The organism is Aquimarina sp. ERC-38, assembly GCF_026222555.1.
In the GTDB taxonomy this organism is placed as follows: Bacteria; Bacteroidota; Bacteroidia; order Flavobacteriales; family Flavobacteriaceae; genus Aquimarina.
The window spans coordinates 767,292-784,523 of record NZ_CP098511.1 but is presented as its reverse complement, the minus strand read 5'-3'; the positions used below and the strand labels follow the sequence as shown (position 1 = coordinate 784,523).

Here is a 17,232-nt window from a genome sequence, read left to right as displayed (position 1 = left end):
GGTTAAAATGAAGTGGTTTAAACTTTTCTAATTGAAGCGAAAAATAGGTATTTTTTGCTTAATTGAAATCATTTTTCAGTTGCATAGCCGTAGCTACGGAACTTAAAAATGATAAAAAGTAAGTGAAAAAGAACATTTTGCAGCCAATTAAGGAAAGTTTAAACAACTTCAATATATAAAAGTGTACAAAGCATAGTAAAACAAGGTGATACTAAACTTTATAATATTTGTGGCTACTTTTTAAAAGTAATTTATCTTCTTAGCGTGAATAATCTTACGATATTAATTATCGATATTTTAATAGTAAGTCCTAATCTAGAAGCGGTAGCGTCCTGCCCGTCAACAGGTGGGTCTTAAGTCTTTATCGTATACTAAATTAAAGAAAAGTATATAAATATATTTGGTGCATTTATGGAAAAAAGCGTCAGTTTGAGTGTTTTTTCGTAATAAAATGAAGAAAAAATAGCCTGTCCTTGACTTGATCGAGGACATCGAATCCTTCGATTTGACTCAGGATTACAGAGCTTTGTTAACTAAAATTCTCATCATATTGAGTCTGGTCGAAAGACTCGATGGACTTCTTCCTTTGGTCGAAACACTCGAACCAACGGATTTTGTAATAATTATTACTCAAATGACCAGAGGTTAAAAAAGTATAAAAACATCTTATCGAATGTAATACCCTTAAGATTTATGTTAAAAATAAGTGAATAAGCTACTAATAAATTCATATTGGCTATTTGTTTCAAATTAACCGTTAGTTTAGCCACACATATTAATACTCATTAAAACCTTTTAAAATGAAAAAATTAAATTATGTAGCACTTTTAGTGTTAACAACAGTATTTTTTGTCTCTTGTTCTAATGAAGAGATAGAAGAAAGTGTAACCTCAGAGGAGCTTAGCACACAAGCTTTAGCCGAAGATGTTCAAGTACAAAGTGACATCGAAAATTTTGAATCTGTAACATACAACGGTAAAACCTATAGTATGGAGGAGGTATATGCAAATAAAGAAATATTGAAGCACTATATAAATGCTCAAGTTACCTTTGTTGATGGCGAGAATTCAACTTCTAAATTGTATATTTTTGATAGTGATTCTGAATTTGAAAAATTCAATAAAAATAGGAATAAGTATATGAGTAAAGCAAAACTCCTAGCGGGTGCTGGTATAACCTTTTACCAAGACAAGTATCTCAAAGGTCCCAATATTAAGTATTCCGTGAAGTTTTATAATAAGGCTGGTTATAAATTTAATAGAAACCTTCCAAAACATTGGAAGGAAAAAGTCTCATCATATTCGTATTCTATGAGGAATTATGTAAATGAAACTAATTATATTTCATTCAGGCCACATAGGTTGTCTTTTCAACTAACTCCTGTATACATTAAAAATCTTTTTAGGGATGTAAAAGGCTATAGTAATAATTCTGTTCCAACTTTGGGTACATTAGATAATAAGATCAGATCTTTCCAAATTTGGCATGTGCCGAGAGCATAAATAAATAGTTAATGATTTTTATTAGAAAAAAGGGGGGACTCAATTTGGGTTCCCTTTTTTCTTTATATCAACTATTCTTATCTAAAAACCATTCTATTTTTCGGCGTTATCGTATAAAACTGAATATGATTGAACATTTACTTATACTTTGAATGAATTATTAGAAAATTTTATAGTGGTATTTGTGAAGGTCTAACGTGTTAACGGCTCTGATTTACCATAGTATTGGTATATCAAAATTTTCCCAACCATTTTATTTTCAGCTAGTGCTATCCTATCCTAAATGCTTTCCAAAGGAAAGGACTTTTAGTTGCCTGCCTTCCCTTCGGGAAGAGCTGGAATGGGATTGATTGATATAAATTAGAATTAGCTACGTTATTGTAAACTAGGGCCATGGGTAGTTTTATCATATTGATTTTCAATATGATAATACTTAGTCTTGATTCTTGGTTCTAGAAGCGATAGCGACCTACCCATCAACAGGCTGGTCTTAAGTTTTTATCGGCTACTAATGTTATAAAACAAAAAAAACTTAGCAGTATTGCTACTACTAAGTTTTTTATAAATATTGCTTACATTAATCTCTACATCTTCACCCGTAAGCATATTGTTAAGAAATTCTAATTATCTGTTGTCAGGCTCACCTATCTGAGTACCAATTACACTATCAGCTGGTTGGGTAATTACAGGACAGTTGATGATAGCTCCGGTAGCAGTAAGTAAGTTTGATAAAGAGTTAGCAAGTGGGCTTGGGTTTGCATTTCCCCTGAAAGGAATTAAAGTACCCTCAGCTAACAATTCGTTGATTTGCTCAAAACTTCTAAGTATAGGTCTTTCTTCCTCAGGAATTGTAAACTCAGTGATATGAGCATCCCACATTGGTGCATATCTTGTATCGCTTGGATCAATTGGGAAGGTATTAGTAGGATCCTGCACTTGTCTTTCACTTAAAGAAGCTGTGTTTAATCCCTGTACCCCAAAACCGTCAGAGTCAAAAGTCCTACCATTTGCCGTTGGGCTGAAAGGTAACATAGACCCTCCTGGGAACAATCCGAAGGTAGGCAGGTTAGCTAATTTAGGAGCAAATACACCTAATTCGATAGTTGCTGGTCCCGGATCTGAAGTATCCGTTACAATATGGAAGTAGTAAGGTCTCTCAGCATGCCATCCGTCAAGAAGTTGCATTACTACAGAAGCCTGGTCAATGGCAAGGTTCGGGTTGTTTAAATCATCTTCCTGAGCTTGTCCGTTCCCAGCTGGGTTAGGGATCCTGTCATGGATACCTGTACGGTTTGCTACTAATTGTGCATTAATTACTACACCACTAGGTAATACTACATAAGATGACCAGTTCTCATCAGCAACTGCTCCCGGGTTAACTTCTGCTGGTGGAAATCCAAATAGTAATCCGTCCTGAGCACCCGCTACTAAAGATCTCTTAGGAGAAAAATCTACTGATCCTTCAAAAACCAATCTACCTCTTCGGTTAAAAAACGCTCTTTGTTCCCCTCCGGAACCAATAGCCCTTGCCATTCTAGGAGAGTAAATTACCCCTAATTTCTTAGCCATAAATAGATCAGAAGCTTCTGTAATTACATAATATCCTCTTCTTCTACGACCATCAGGTAGTGTTTCTACCCCTCGGAACATTGGGAACCTGGCAGTAGGACCTTCAGGTACTACAGATCGGTCAATCCTAAAGTCAATACCTAAAACACTAGGTAAAAATACGTTTTGTGCAGCAGTAAATTTTAAGGCTGGTCTAAAGAAGTTATAAGGAACTCCACCATCTTCACGGATACTGTTTAAAAGTATTTTAGCTTCTTTTAATGCTCTTAAAGATTGGAAGAAACCTCTGGACTTAGCTTCTGCCTCAAGGGCATCTTCTGTAGTTTCTGCAATTTCAATTTCGTTTTCCGGTACCAATTCTTCTTCGTTGCTACACCCTACTAGTAATAAAGCCACTAGAATGCTTGAAAATAATCTTTTCATCGTCTTAATTTTTAAAGTTATTAATCTGTTTTATGCAAAAAGGAAACAATTGGCCAACTGTCTTTATATGCGTATCAAAAGGTTTTAAGGTTTGATATGTAGTCAGACGATACTATCTTTTTTTAATTACAGGTAAAAAAGAGGATTTGTTTAAGTATGATTCTTTGAATAGTAAATTACAGGTAATTATATTTCTAGTTATCAGGGTATTATGTATTTCAGGGAATTGCAATAAATAAACAAAAACCTATATGTTTTAGTATTTATTTAACTAAAATTAGAATAATTTAATAATTTCTTACTTCGAGAATTTTGACTTTTTTAGTCTAAAGGCATCAAAAAATTACGTCATAACCAGAGGTTGTTTTGAGTATTCTTTAATTTTTTAGAATAATATATCGGATTTATGGAGTATTTCAGAAGATTTTCATGCAAAATACAGTTCAAATACGGGATATTCTAAAGTAAAAATGACTTAAAACCATGTGTTAAAGTGAACTGTTAAAAATGAAATTATAACGTTTAAACTAATTTGTCTTGGAAAACTAGATAACGTCATAGATAAATTCTTTAAAAAATAGAAGTAATCAATATGCATTTAAAAACTCAAAAATGTAGTTTCCTCTATATATAGCTAAATCAACATAAAATAGCATGAATCTTCATAGAAAAAATTTGAATCTCTGCGTTAAAAAGCCTCGTCTTAGCTAAGGCTAAGCCTGCGTTTTTTGCCTTGATCTTCAATTTTTTTCTTTATAAATCCTCTATGCCATTTTATATTTATTTAGCTATAACATTACTTAAATTTCTATATTTGTTTATCTAATTAGTACGATGTCTGATCCTAATATTTCCAGTTACACCCTTACGTATGAAGCACATTACGCTATTCTGGTAATGGAAAAAGACGCGATTTTAAGTGTTGAGGTTGCTAATAAAATTACAAAACAACTGAAAGAGTATTATAAAGAGAAAAACTTTATTCTAATCACCCATCGCAAGTATCCACATGAAATTGACCTGAATGTATATAAAGGTAAAATCTTAAAAAATATGATTGGCTTTGCCATTGTATCTAATAACCCCGAAGAACTTAAAAGGGCACTACAAGAACAACCCTTGTGGAATGAGGCTTTTACATTTTTTAAAGAATTAGACCAAGCCAAAAGTTGGGCATTAAGTTTTTTCTAGGATAAAATGTATAGAAAAACACAACAAATTTTAATCCTTTCAATTCAACTTATAGGCAATAGATAAATCCTCCAAGTTATTTAGCAATATGGGCGAAATTTGTACTTTCTGCTTTCTACTGGGCATGGGTAATTGAATCGCTTCTTCTTTTTCATGTACCACAAAGCTTAGGCTATGACTTCCTTTATGTAGCGCTAAGGTATTTTTTAAAGTGGAAATTCCGTTTTCAGATAGATCGTCAATATTAAGGTGTAAGGTCAACTTTTTAGCATGTGCTTCCATCACATCGTGTAACAATTGAAAACTATTAAATTGAATTCGGGGTTCTCCTTTTTTACCTGTATCCCGGTTAACCCAACCTTCTTTGATATATGCCTTAGCAAACACAAAGGTGTTTTTAACTAAAAAAGGACGGTGTTTTAAATAGTCTTCTCCAAAAATGCGGAACTCATGGGCAGACTGGTAATCTTCAACAATAAAAGTAGCCCAGCCTTTCCCGTTTTTTGAAGTTCGATGTTCTACCGAAGATATCACGCCCCCAAAAGCAATTTCCCTATTAATTATTTTTTCCAAATCCAGAAAATGAGAAAGCGTACCGTTACAAAAGTATTTCATTTCGTATTTAAAATCATCTAGCGGATGCCCCGAGATATAAATTCCTACTACTTCTTTTTCTTTGGCTAGTTTTTCCATAGTACCCCATTCTTCACAAGGTGGAATGACCGGCTCAGGTATCTGTACTTCGCTACTATCTCCAAACAGGCTTACTTGTGAAGAATTTTCATTTTCCTGGTATTTTGCTCCGTATTTAATTGCTTTTTCCAGAAAAAATGTATCATCACCATCATGATAAAAGTATTGCGCCCGATGCGTGGTATCAAAGCAATCAAATCCCCCGGCTAGGGCTAAACTCTCAAAAGCCTTTTTATTAGCCGCCCGAAGGTCAACCCGTTTTGCAAAATCAAAAATAGAAGTATACGGACCATTTTTCTTTCGGTTTTCAACGATGGTTTCTACCGCATTAGTACCCACTCCTTTGATAGCCCCCATACCAAAACGTACCGCACCATCTTTATTCACCGAGAATTTTCGGTAAGATTCGTTGATATCAGGGCCTAGTACTTCTAACTTCATTCGCTTACATTCTTCCATAAAAAACGTAACCTGTTTTATGTCATTCATATTATTAGAAAGTACTGCCGCCATATATTCGGCTGGGTAGTGGGCTTTTAAGTAAGCCGTCTGGTAAGCAATCCAGGCGTAGCAGGTAGAGTGGGATTTATTAAAAGCATAGGCTGCGAAAGCTTCCCAATCCTTCCAGATTTTTTCCAGTTTATCTTCAGCATGTCCGTTTGCAGAGGCTTGAGAAATAAACTTAGGCTTCATCTTATCTAAAACTGCTTTTTGCTTTTTTCCCATGGCTTTACGGAGTACATCCGCTTCACCTTTGGTAAAATTTGCCAGTTTCTGTGATAGTAACATCACTTGCTCCTGATATACCGTGATCCCATAAGTTTCCTGTAAATATTCTTCGCATGCTTCAAGATCATAATTAATAGGTTCCGTACCGTGTTTCCTGTTAATAAAACTGGGGATATATTCTAAGGGTCCCGGGCGGTACAAAGCGTTCATGGCAATAAGGTCTGCAAAAACCGTAGGCTTTAATTCCTTCATGTATTTTTGCATCCCGGGCGATTCATATTGAAACACGCCTACCGTTTCCCCTCTTTGGAACAAAGCATAGGTTTTTTCATCATCTAGTGGAAAGTTCTCAGGATCCAGTTCAATGCCGTGCTTTGCCTTTACAATTTTGACCGTATCTTTAATCAGTGTCAGCGTCTTTAGCCCCAAAAAATCCATCTTCAACAAACCGGCATTTTCTACCACCGAGTTGTCGAACTGCGTGCAGTACATGTCAGAATCTTTTGCCAGGGCTACCGGTACGAACTTGGTAATATCATCCGGGGTGATAATGACCCCACAGGCATGTATTCCGGTATTTCTCACAGAACCTTCCAGTACCCGTGCCTGATTTAAAGTTTCGCCTTCCAGGTTTCCGCTTTGCGAAATATTTAAAAGTTCCAGTACTTTAGAAAGTTCATCACTTCTAAAAGACTTCTTTAAAGCAGCTTCTTCACTACTAAATATTTTATCAAGTTTGGTAAAATTAGGAACCAGTTTTGAGATTCGATCGGCATCTCCCAGGGGTAAATCCAGCACCCTTGCCGTATCCCGAATGGAGGATTTGGCAGCCATAGTTCCGTAGGTAATAATCTGGGCTACCTGGTTAGCGCCGTATTTTTTAATTACATAGTCCATTACCCGGCTTCGGCCTTCATCATCAAAATCAATATCAATATCCGGCATACTGATTCGGTCCGGATTTAAAAAGCGCTCAAAAAGTAAATCATATTTGATAGGGTCCAGATTAGTAATCCATAAACAATAGGCTACCACAGAGCCTGCGGCAGAACCCCGTCCTGGTCCGACTGAAACTCCCATATCCCTCGCAGCGCGTATAAAATCTTCTACAATTAAAAAGTAACCGGGATATCCCGTATTCTCAATAACCGAAAGTTCAAAGTCAATACGCTCGGTAATTTCCGGAGTGATCTCACCGTATCTTTTTTTAGCACCTTCATAAGTGATATGACGTAAATACGCATTTTCACCTCTTTTACCGCCATCCACATGATCTTTTTCGGATTGAAATTGTTCAGGGATATCAAAAGCCGGTAATAAAACATCTCTTGCTAATTCAAAAGGTTCAATCTTATCGATAACCTCCTGAACGTTAAAAATAGCATCAGGAATATCTTTAAATAAGCTCTTTATTTCTTCTGAAGATTTAAAATAATACTCCTGGTTAGGTAATCCGTACCGATATCCGCGACCACGGCCGATAGGAGTAGCTTGCTTTTCTCCGTCTTTTACACAAAGTAAAATATCATGTGCATTGGCATCTTCTTTGTCACAGTAATAGGTATTATTAGATGCTACTGTTTTAATACCGTGTTTTTTTGCCAAATTAAGTAGTACCGGGTTGATCCGGTTTTCATCTTCCTGGTTATGGCGCATAATTTCAATATACAGGTCTTCGCCAAATTCCCGTTGCCACCAGGTCAGAGCTTCTTCTGCTTGTTTTTCACCAACATTTAAAATTTTACTAGGTACTTCGCCGTAAAGATTTCCGGTAAGTACAATTAAGTCTTCTTTATAGGCTTTTACCACCTCCCGGTCAATCCGGGGAACATAATAAAATCCATCTACAAACCCAATTGAGGACATTTTTGCCAGGTTGTGGTATCCATTTTTATTTTTGGCTAAAAACACCACCTGGTACCCGTTGTCTTTTCTACTTTTATCCTTATGGTTTTCACAAACAAAAAATTCGCAACCTACAATGGGTTTAATATAAGACAGTTCGCTAATTGCATTCTCATTTTCTGCTTCCTCCAGGGCTGCTTTTACCTTTTTATTATGGGTAGAAACTGCCTGTACAAAATGAAAAGCACCCATCATATTAGCATGATCCGTCATGGCAACTGCTGGCATTTGATGCTTTGCTGCTGCGTCAACCAAATCCTTTACACTAGTAGTGGATTGAAGTACGGAGAATTGGGTGTGGTTATGTAAATGGGCAAACGGGGCATCCCGTAAAGCTTCTTTATTTTTAAGAAGGTCGATTTGAGAAACCTTTGGCTTTTTATCTTTTTGAGAATTTTTGAGTAATTCTTGTGAAGCTTTTTTTAAATTAATATGCCGTAAGCCTATTAATTGAATGGGTTCCGGATGGGTTTCCTGAAAATCCTTAAAATATTGCGGACTGACATCCAGTTTTTCAGGAGTGTATACCTGTTTACGGACTAATTCAAAAAAACAACGGGTAGTTGCCTCTACATCTGCCGTAGCATTATGTGCTTCATTAAAAGCTTCGCCAAATAAATATTGGTGCAACTCCGTAAGTGTTGGAAGTTTAAACTTACCTCCTCTACCACCCGGGATTTTACATAATTGTGCGGTGGTTTCCGTACAAGTATCAAGAACCGGTAAAGATTGCAATACGTTATCCATATTTTCCCGGTAATATTCGGCTCCCATGATATTGACATCAAAACCGACATTTTGACCTACTATAAATTTAGTTTTTGTTAAAGCTGCCTGAAATTTTTGAAGTACTTCGGTTAAAGGAATTCCTTGTTGTGCAGCTAACTCCGTAGAAATCCCATGGATTTTTTCAGCGTCATAAGGAATGTTAAAACCCTCCGGTTGTACCAGGTAGTCCTGATGTTCTATACAGTTTCCCATTTCATCATGTAGCTGCCAGGCAATCTGTATACATCTGGGCCAGTTATCCGTATCACTTACCGGGGCATCCCATCGCTTAGGTAATCCTGTAGTTTCCGTGTCAAAAATCAAATACATAATCGTAGCTTCCTTTACCGTATATTATCAAAGTTACATAATATCAATAGGGATGCCAGAGAAAGTTATTCGTACTTATCAACCAAAAAAAATCCGGGACTTACCCGGATTTTAATTTCAACAAAATGAACTATTAAATAATTGCAGATTCTAGATACATTTTATCTTTATTAATAGCATTCTGAATCTGGTTGGAATGATTTGCTATAATTGCATCTATAGTAGGCGGTAGATCTCTTTCTTTTGCTAATTCTTTATATTCTTCCAAAGCTTTTTTATCCGCCTCCAAACAAGCCTCTAACATACTTTCTTGACTGGTATTAGAAAACAAGCTTTTAAAATCTAGCCAGGTTGTCTTTAGAGTAGTACTAAAATCAGCTTCATCTTCCGGAATCTGTCCGTATCGAAGAATTTCGTTTCTTAATTCTTTAATAAAACCGGATCGCTGTTCCATTTTATGTTTAAAGAATGCATGTAATTCCGTATTCTTTGAATTCTCAAATGCTTTTTCATACACTTCATGAGTGTTTAGATTGTTCTGTAATAAATTATTTAATTTTTCTGATATTTCTTTTCTAAAGTTCATTTTGTTGAAATTTTTAAATTATACAAATTTTGGTTGGTCTTATGGATGCTATTTTTATGCTACCTGAGTTTCCAGAGATCTCATTTTTGAGACACTACTTTTTATAAATGCTAACTGATTGCGCAACATTCTTTCGCTGGTATCCGTCAATTGCGTTTCTCTCAATACTTCTTCATATTCTTTTACCGCATTTTCTTCTCCTCTTATGATTTCTTCAAAAAGAGCTTCTTCATTATTAGAAGAAAAGAACTGTTTTACATCAATCCATGTTCTGTGTAAATCCGAAGTAAAATCCGTATCTCTTTTAGGAGATCCTCCATATTTTGTTACTTCTGCCTGCAATTCGCTTACAAAAGTTTCTCTTTTACTGGCTTGTTCCAAGAACATGTTTTTAAAGGTAGTATTGTTTGTATTTTCTGCAGTTTCTCTATATCCTTTTACCGCTGCAATGTTTTTTTCAATAATTGTATTTAATTGGTTATTTATTTCTTCACTATATATCATAATAATATCTAATTTTAAAGTTAACGATCTGATTTTCAAATCTTATACTTTTAATATATAGGCAAGAAGCAGTTTTGTCAAGGCTTTTAACCAATTTTAGCGGAATATGGGTTATTTTAACAGAAAATAATGGTATTTACTGTTAAAAGTGTTAAACAACGAATGCCCCCGATAGGAGGCATTCTAACAACAAACAATTAAAAACAAACAATAATTAATATCCGTAATCAAATACACCTTCGGTTACACGAACTCCGGATGCAGTTTCATATTCGAATATTCCATTAATACATTTAGTTTCTTTATCATGCTCTACTATCGTTAAGGTACCAGAGATAGCAGCTGATTTTTCTTTATTATTTCCATAAGTCGCACTGTAATCTCCTGATCCGGTTAAGTCATAGGTGCCGGGAATAGCGTCTACAGAAAATACGATTTCAATATCTTGTGCTCCATTAGTCGCAGTAATACGTATGGATGGGAAGGGTTCTCTTACCCCAAAAGGTTTGGCATCATGGTCATCCGTAATTAATTCTGTTCCATCTATTTTTGCCGTTAAAGATGCATTTAACAAACATGGATTTATATTAAATTCTTCTTCTTCAATATCTCCTGCATATACAATAGGTAACATATAGAACCAACCATTAGAGATGGTCATAGCAGCTCCGTTTTCTGAAGTAAGATTAGTAAAAGTAAAACTTCCGGAAACATAACTATCGTAAATGTCAGTAACTATAATTTCACCTTCACTGGTATTTTCCTCAATAGCAAAAGAAATATCTTGTTGAGTAAAGTTTATATTTTGAATAAAAGGCTTAGCAGATTTGGTTGAAACCTGATAAGTTCCGGTTTTATTAATATAGGTCGAAATACTGATAGTTTGATTTCCTGTAGTACCAGTAATTTCTAGCAAACCATCTTCATGTAGAATTGCCTTACGATCGCTAGGGTGAAATAAATCACCATCAACTACTGCTTGTAAAGAAGGTGTATTAATTTCAATATCCTCAGTACAGGAGGTACAAATTAAAAGCGTCGTAAATAAGAAAAGCGTAATTTTTTGAATCATAATTTGGGGCTTTATGAATGACAATAACTATTCGAGAACAAACATAGGCGGAAAAACCGTAAAAAACAATTTTTTTGATAAAAAAATCTTAAATTTTAACGATTAAAGTTTAAAAGTATCGATGAAATACACAAATATAATTTAAAATATGATAATTTATACGAAAAATCTTCTTTTCATTTATCTTTATTATTTGCTTTTAGTCGGTTTTTTTAAGGTATAAATGTCCTGATTATATAAGAAAATACTTTTTTTGTTTTATAATTATTAGTCTGGCTCTAGTTTAAAATAACGTAGATAATTCTAATTCATATAAATTAATCCCATCCCCAGCTCTTCCCGAAGAGAAGGTAGCTAAAAGTCCTTTCCTCTGGAAAGGATTTGGGATAGGATAGGTAGTTATAAATAAAATACTTGGGTCATTTTAATATACTAACACTATGGTAAACTAGGGCTACTAGTCTTGTTTCTTGATTCTAGAAGCGATAGCGACCTATTCGACTGCAGGCGGATCTTGAATCTTTACCGGACACTGATGTTTTATAATAAAGAATTATGTCATTAATTAAAAAGGGAGGATGTTATATTTTAATGTATATTTGCAGCCTTAATTATAAATCGGGTCGCGTACCCAAAAATTAATTTTTTATGCCTGTTAAAATAAGATTACAAAGACACGGAAAAAAAGGAAAACCGTTTTATTGGATTGTGGCTGCAGATGCCAGATCAAAAAGAGATGGACGTTATTTAGAAAAATTAGGTACTTACAATCCTAACACTAATCCAGCTACTGTCGATTTAGATGTTGATGGTTCGGTTAAGTGGTTGCAAAACGGAGCACAGCCTACAGATACGGCAAAAAATATTCTTTCAACTAAAGGAGTGTTATTAAAAAAGCATTTATTAGGAGGAGTTGCTAAAGGAGCTTTAACGGAAGAGCAAGCCGAAGAAAAATTTCAGGCTTGGGTACAGGAAAAGCAAGGTAGTGTAGATGCTGAAAAATCTAAATTAGATAAAGCGGAAGCAGAAGCTAAAGAAAAAATATTAGCTGCAGAAAGAGAAGTAAATGCAAAAAGGGAAGCAGAGGCTGCTGCGGCAGAAGCTGAAGCAAATGCAGAAGTAGCTGCTGCCGAAAGTGCAGAGGCTGAAACTACAGAAGCTGCTTCTACCGAAGAAGAGTAAGCAACATTTGACATGAAGAAAGAAGATTGTTTCTATCTTGGTAAAATTGTCAGCAAATTTAGTTTTAAAGGGGAGTTATTGATCAAATTGGATACCGACGAACCTGAATTATATACAGAAATGGAATCGGTTTTTATCGGATACGGTAAAAATTTGGTTCCATTTTTTATTGAAAGATCTTCACTACATAAAAGTAACCTGTTACGAGTAAAGTTTGAAGATGTCAGTACCGAAGAAGATGCAGAAGATTTACTAAAGGCTGATATTTACTTACCCCTTACCTTATTACCACCCCTGGAAGGGAACCGGTTTTATTTTCATGAAATTATTGGTTTTACCATGACAGATACGAATTATGGGGAAGTTGGCGTAATTACTGGTGTCAATGACAGTACCGCACAAGCTTTGTTTGAAGTTGAAAAAAACGGGGTACAGATTTTAATTCCTATGAATGACGAATTTATTCATCAAGTAGATCGTCCTAACCAATCCATTACCGTTACCACTCCGGAAGGCTTGATTGAACTGTATTTGCCTTCTTAAATGTTTCAATGTAAACAATTTACAGTAGCTGATAATCGATGTGCCATGAAAATAGGCACCGATGGGATGCTATTAGGGGCATGGGCTCCAGTCCACAACAATGAAACTACTATTTTGGATATTGGTACCGGTTCCGGTATTATTGCCTTAATGATGGCACAACGATCCATCGCTGAGATGATTGACGGATTAGAAATTGATCCGGATGCTTATGAACAAGCCGTAGAAAATTTTGAAAATTCAAAGTGGAATGACCGCTTGTTTTGTTATCATGCACCCTTTATAACATTTGTCGAAGAGATAGATCAAACCTACGACCTTATTGTAAGTAACCCACCTTTTTATGAAGAGCAGTACAAAACTAGTTCTGTACAAAGGGATCTGGCTCGGTTCCAGGATGCATTGCCTTTGTCACAATTGTTTGAAGGAGTAGCAAAATTATTAAACCTGGAAGGAAGTTTTTCAATGATTCTTCCTTACAGAAATAGGGAAGAAGCTATAATCATCGCTCGAAATAATAAGCTGTACCCTAGTAAGATTTGTCATGTAAGAGGAAATTCAAATTCGAATTTTGTACGTTCTCTTTTCTCTTTTACTAAAAAGGAAAATAAGAAGCCGGTAGAAGAAGAACTGATTATCGAAAAAGAAAGACATCAATATACCGAAGCTTACCAGGAATTGACTAAAGAATTTTACCTAAAATTTTAGTTTTAACTTAAGTAAGCTAGTGTTGAAGACATAGAAAATTTAGGTTCTGTAGTATTGACTAAACTATACAACATAAAAAAGGAGATTCTTAACAAATCTCCTTTTTTATCTTATTGAACTTTACAATAAAGATTGGCTAACTCAAATATTGTATTATTCTTTAGTGATCCAGTTACCGTCTGCATCAGCATACACTTCAACTACTTCACCATCTTCTTTAGCTAACATTAGCTTAAATTCAGAAGCATCTTCTTTAGCGGCTGCAGAAGAAATGACGGCTCCGGCGAAATCACTGGCTACCGCGTCTAAAATAGGTTGCGGTAAATTTTCGATGGCAACTTCAATATATTCGTCTTGTACGATTACTGCTTCAACAAGATTGTTTGAATTCTCTTTGGCGGTTACATTAGCAACGCTAAATACAAATCCTAAAACTAATGCGGGTACTACAAAAAACTTTTTCATCTTATCTTAAATTTTAATTACTATTTTGTTTTGTTACTAAGTAAAAAGGAATAATTATGCCAATACTAATTATTTGGCGTGTAGTTAATAACTATCTGATTTTTAAATATTTATGTTTTTAACAATCGTGTTAATAAAAATTTAATTCTGTGGAAGTCTAAAATAGGTTGGGGATTATTACTACAGGTTAAAGTTGAAATTTGATTGATAATTATTCGAATTAGGATATAATTAATTGAGTTTGAAAGTTTTTAGTAGACAGCATAAAAAAATTGATAATCTTGCAAGCTGTAACAGCTTTGATCAAGTATCTATGTTCAACAAGAATATGCTACCACTAGAGATTATGTACTCGTAATTTCTAATTTCGCTAGTAAGCTTGATTATTGGAGTATTAACATTGTACATCACTAGGCTTGCTTACAAAAAAGAAAAGTAAATCTTCTTTTTATAGGTTCACCTCATGATGACTCTTTTTTCTTTTATTACCTTTATTTTCCTTTATATAATTGTTCTCTGCAATTAAACATAACAACTAAAAATCGAACTTAATCAATGAAAAATTATGACTTTCTAATACTTTCGTCTTATGAGTTTGAAATGTTATCAAGAGATCTATTACAATTACACCTAAATACTCACTTGGAATCGTTTGGGGATGGAGCAGATCAAGGTATTGATTTACGTCATTCTAGAGGAGAGTTATTGATTATACAAGCTAAAAGATACAAATCTTATGACTCCCTCTTTCAAAGCCTAAAAAAGGAAGTGGAAAAAGTAAAAAAACTAAATCCAGAAAGGTATATTTTAACTACAAGTGTTTCATTATCTCCTCAAAATAAGGAAAAAATAATTGAAGTTTTTAATCCTTATATTAAGTATAGTGAAGATATTTATGGAAAAGAAGATTTCAATAATCTATTGACTAAGTTTCCCTCTATTGAAAAAAATTTTCACAAATTATGGTTGTCTAGCATTGATGTATTACATACAATTATAAATAAGCAAGTAGTAAACCATTCTAAATTTTACATTGAAGATATAAAAGAAAAAATCAAAGTTTATGTTCAAAATGACAGTTATAAAGAAGCTTTATCAATTCTTAAAGAAAATAAATATGTAATAATTTCTGGACCTCCGGGTATCGGAAAAACAACATTAGCCGAAATGCTTGTTTTTAACCTCCTAAGTAAATCGAATAATGAATTTATTTTTTTATCTGATAGCATAAATGATGGATTTAAGCTCTTTGAAGAAAAGAAAAAACAGATTTTTCTATTCGATGACTTTTTAGGTAGAAATTTTTTGCAAAACTCTTTAGCTACTAATGAGGAAAAAAAGATAATTCAGTTTATTAACAAAGTACAAAAATCATCAAACAAAGTATTGATTTTCACAACAAGAGAATATATACTGAATCAAGCAAAGCAAAGATTTGATGTATTTGAGCAAGACTTAACTAAATGTGTTTTAGATATTTCCAAGTATAGTACCTTAGTAAAAGCTAATATACTTTACAATCATCTCTCGGTTAACGAAATACCTTTTGAATACATAGAAGAAATTATAAAACAAGACTATCTTTTTAAGTTAATTAAGCATCGAAACTATAACCCTAGGATTATAGAATCCTTCTCAAATTCTAAATTTTGGAATGAACATACACCTTCAGAATTTCCCGTATCCTTAATTAAGTTGTTTGATTCTCCATTCCTAATTTGGAAACACGTTTATGAGAATCAAATTTCTACTATATCACGAATTATATTAGATTGTCTATTAATATCTGGTTCAGAAATCTTTTACAATCAATTATATAGTCAAGTTAAAATTTATCAAGAAACAAATGCTTCTGGATATCATGTTGCAATTAACAGTCATAATTTTAAAGCTTCTTTAAAGGAATTAGAAAACTCTATGATTAAAATTAGCCGAGGCTATCAAGGTAATTTATCTATAAGCTATCAAAACCCATCAATTCAAGATTTTTTAGTTAATTATATAAATAAGGATTCAATAACAAAAGAACATTTATTTAAATCTATTCTTTATTTAAAGCCTGCATTTGCAATTATGATAAAAGAAGATTCTGATTTAAGAATACAATTGGAATCCAGCGAAATGAAAAAACTCGAAGATGTAGTCCTTACTAAATTTGACTCCCTAAAAGTCGACCAAAACATTTCTAGACACTCACTACCAAGCGACGAAGATATAATCATACTTAAATTAAAACTCATAGACAATTTTTTCAAATCAAATAATCCTATTCGCTTTGAATTTATTAAAAATAAATTCTTAGAAATCTGTTATTCAGAGAATATTACTTATAAGTCAATTTCTGAATTTACTTCTATATTATGTTCATTTGAAGGCGAAGTAGATTTCAATATTGAGAAAATATTACTAAATATTTCTGGATGTTTTTGGGATTTAGATGACCTGTATTCACTATATCAAATTGAAATAACTTTCCCTGATCAATTTGAAATTTTCAGAGAAAAGAATGAAGATATACGTTATGAAATTATAAGTGAAATAGTATCTGGACTGAGCCTTTCAGATGATGATGAAATTGACACTATGAATCGGAAAATTGATGACTTAAAATCAATCGAGGATGATTTTAGTTTTAATACATCTGAAGAAATACGAGAATTAAAAAAAAGAATTGAGGATTTAGAGCAAGAACAATATGACGAACTAAATAACTATGATGAGTTTCCTAATGCTTATTATCCCCAACGAGTTAGTTATATAGATGGTAGTTTAAGTGATTATATAAAGGAGCAAGATTCTAAAGAATTAAAAGAACAACATCAAATTGAAAAACCAATTAGTGAGAATGAGCAAATTAATAATCTATTCAAATCCTTAAAATAAAAACTACAGAGAACAATATATAAAAAATATAGAGCAGATTAGGCTTTCCGAAATTCTGTGTTTATTTCCAAAGTCTTTAAATAAGATTTGAAATTTACGATAAAAAGATAAAAGTAAAATATAAATATTTGGCTTAGTACCAATTTTAAACGTATAGCTTATCACCTGCCATAAGTTTC

At 33.6% G+C, this 17,232-nt stretch carries 12 protein-coding genes; 6 read left to right on the top strand and 6 right to left on the bottom strand.

Annotated features, from left to right (window positions below; translation table 11 throughout):
- Positions 1-800: 800 nt before the first annotated feature.
- Positions 801-1,502, top strand: a complete 702-nt coding sequence (locus tag NBT05_RS03385) for a hypothetical protein (RefSeq protein WP_265772034.1) — start codon at positions 801-803, stop codon at positions 1,500-1,502.
- A gap of 624 nt (positions 1,503-2,126) precedes the next feature.
- On the opposite strand, the gene NBT05_RS03380 is transcribed toward NBT05_RS03385, so the two are convergent.
- Complete coding sequence (locus NBT05_RS03380; protein ID WP_265772033.1) at positions 2,127-3,494, bottom strand: hypothetical protein; 1,368 nt, start codon at positions 3,492-3,494, stop codon at positions 2,127-2,129.
- Positions 3,495-4,328: 834 nt separating this feature from the next.
- Between NBT05_RS03380 and NBT05_RS03375 the strand changes: the two genes are divergently transcribed.
- On the top strand, positions 4,329-4,685 hold the full coding sequence (locus tag NBT05_RS03375) for a hypothetical protein (RefSeq protein WP_265772032.1): 357 nt from the start codon (positions 4,329-4,331) through the stop codon (positions 4,683-4,685).
- A 39-nt stretch (positions 4,686-4,724) separates the two neighbouring features.
- Here NBT05_RS03375 and dnaE read toward each other — a convergent pair whose 3' ends face one another.
- The 4 genes from dnaE to NBT05_RS03355 form a co-directional block, all read right to left on the bottom strand.
- Positions 4,725-9,110, bottom strand: coding sequence for a DNA polymerase III subunit alpha (gene dnaE / locus NBT05_RS03370; protein WP_265772031.1), 4,386 nt, complete (start codon positions 9,108-9,110; stop codon positions 4,725-4,727).
- Positions 9,111-9,243: 133 nt separating this feature from the next.
- The gene (locus tag NBT05_RS03365; protein ID WP_265772030.1) at positions 9,244-9,696 is read right to left on the bottom strand and encodes a PA2169 family four-helix-bundle protein; all 453 of its coding nucleotides are present in this window, start codon (positions 9,694-9,696) and stop codon (positions 9,244-9,246) included.
- Between the two features lie 54 nt (positions 9,697-9,750).
- Positions 9,751-10,200: a ferritin-like domain-containing protein gene (locus NBT05_RS03360; RefSeq protein WP_265772029.1), complete on the bottom strand. Its 450-nt coding sequence runs from the start codon at positions 10,198-10,200 to the stop codon at positions 9,751-9,753.
- A gap of 214 nt (positions 10,201-10,414) precedes the next feature.
- Complete coding sequence (locus NBT05_RS03355) at positions 10,415-11,272, bottom strand: DUF6252 family protein (protein ID WP_265772028.1); 858 nt, start codon at positions 11,270-11,272, stop codon at positions 10,415-10,417.
- Positions 11,273-11,920: 648 nt separating this feature from the next.
- On the opposite strand from NBT05_RS03355, the gene NBT05_RS03350 reads away from it, so the two are divergent.
- From NBT05_RS03350 to NBT05_RS03340, 3 genes are read left to right on the top strand one after another with little or no spacing between them, the layout of a single operon-like run.
- Complete coding sequence (locus NBT05_RS03350) at positions 11,921-12,454, top strand: 30S ribosomal protein S16 (protein WP_265772027.1); 534 nt, start codon at positions 11,921-11,923, stop codon at positions 12,452-12,454.
- A gap of 12 nt (positions 12,455-12,466) precedes the next feature.
- Complete coding sequence (rimM, locus tag NBT05_RS03345) at positions 12,467-12,997, top strand: ribosome maturation factor RimM (RefSeq protein WP_265772026.1); 531 nt, start codon at positions 12,467-12,469, stop codon at positions 12,995-12,997.
- Entirely contained in the window at positions 12,998-13,705 is a 708-nt protein-coding gene (locus NBT05_RS03340) for a tRNA1(Val) (adenine(37)-N6)-methyltransferase (protein WP_265772025.1), read from the top strand.
- Positions 13,706-13,858: 153 nt separating this feature from the next.
- Here the strand turns inward: NBT05_RS03340 and NBT05_RS03335 are convergent, their stop codons facing one another.
- On the bottom strand, positions 13,859-14,170 hold the full coding sequence (locus NBT05_RS03335; protein WP_265772024.1) for a hypothetical protein: 312 nt from the start codon (positions 14,168-14,170) through the stop codon (positions 13,859-13,861).
- Positions 14,171-14,725: 555 nt separating this feature from the next.
- On the opposite strand from NBT05_RS03335, the gene NBT05_RS03330 reads away from it, so the two are divergent.
- Positions 14,726-17,053 (top strand): AAA family ATPase, encoded by a 2,328-nt coding sequence (locus tag NBT05_RS03330; protein ID WP_265772023.1) that lies wholly within the window; start codon positions 14,726-14,728, stop codon positions 17,051-17,053.
- Positions 17,054-17,232 lie beyond the last annotated feature (179 nt).

Excerpts from the sequence above, each read along its gene's own strand:
- NBT05_RS03385 (WP_265772034.1), top strand. The coding sequence starts at position 801 with ATGAAAAAATTAAATTATGTAGCACTTTTAGTGTTAACAACAGTATTT.
- NBT05_RS03380 (WP_265772033.1), bottom strand. The coding sequence starts at position 3,494 with ATGAAAAGATTATTTTCAAGCATTCTAGTGGCTTTATTACTAGTAGGG.
- NBT05_RS03375 (WP_265772032.1), top strand. The coding sequence starts at position 4,329 with ATGTCTGATCCTAATATTTCCAGTTACACCCTTACGTATGAAGCACAT.
- dnaE (WP_265772031.1), bottom strand. The coding sequence starts at position 9,110 with ATGTATTTGATTTTTGACACGGAAACTACAGGATTACCTAAGCGATGG.
- NBT05_RS03365 (WP_265772030.1), bottom strand. The coding sequence starts at position 9,696 with ATGAACTTTAGAAAAGAAATATCAGAAAAATTAAATAATTTATTACAG.
- NBT05_RS03360 (WP_265772029.1), bottom strand. The coding sequence starts at position 10,200 with ATGATATATAGTGAAGAAATAAATAACCAATTAAATACAATTATTGAA.
- NBT05_RS03355 (WP_265772028.1), bottom strand. The coding sequence starts at position 11,272 with ATGATTCAAAAAATTACGCTTTTCTTATTTACGACGCTTTTAATTTGT.
- NBT05_RS03350 (WP_265772027.1), top strand. The coding sequence starts at position 11,921 with ATGCCTGTTAAAATAAGATTACAAAGACACGGAAAAAAAGGAAAACCG.
- rimM (WP_265772026.1), top strand. The coding sequence starts at position 12,467 with ATGAAGAAAGAAGATTGTTTCTATCTTGGTAAAATTGTCAGCAAATTT.
- NBT05_RS03340 (WP_265772025.1), top strand. The coding sequence starts at position 12,998 with ATGTTTCAATGTAAACAATTTACAGTAGCTGATAATCGATGTGCCATG.
- NBT05_RS03335 (WP_265772024.1), bottom strand. The coding sequence starts at position 14,170 with ATGAAAAAGTTTTTTGTAGTACCCGCATTAGTTTTAGGATTTGTATTT.
- NBT05_RS03330 (WP_265772023.1), top strand. The coding sequence starts at position 14,726 with ATGAAAAATTATGACTTTCTAATACTTTCGTCTTATGAGTTTGAAATG.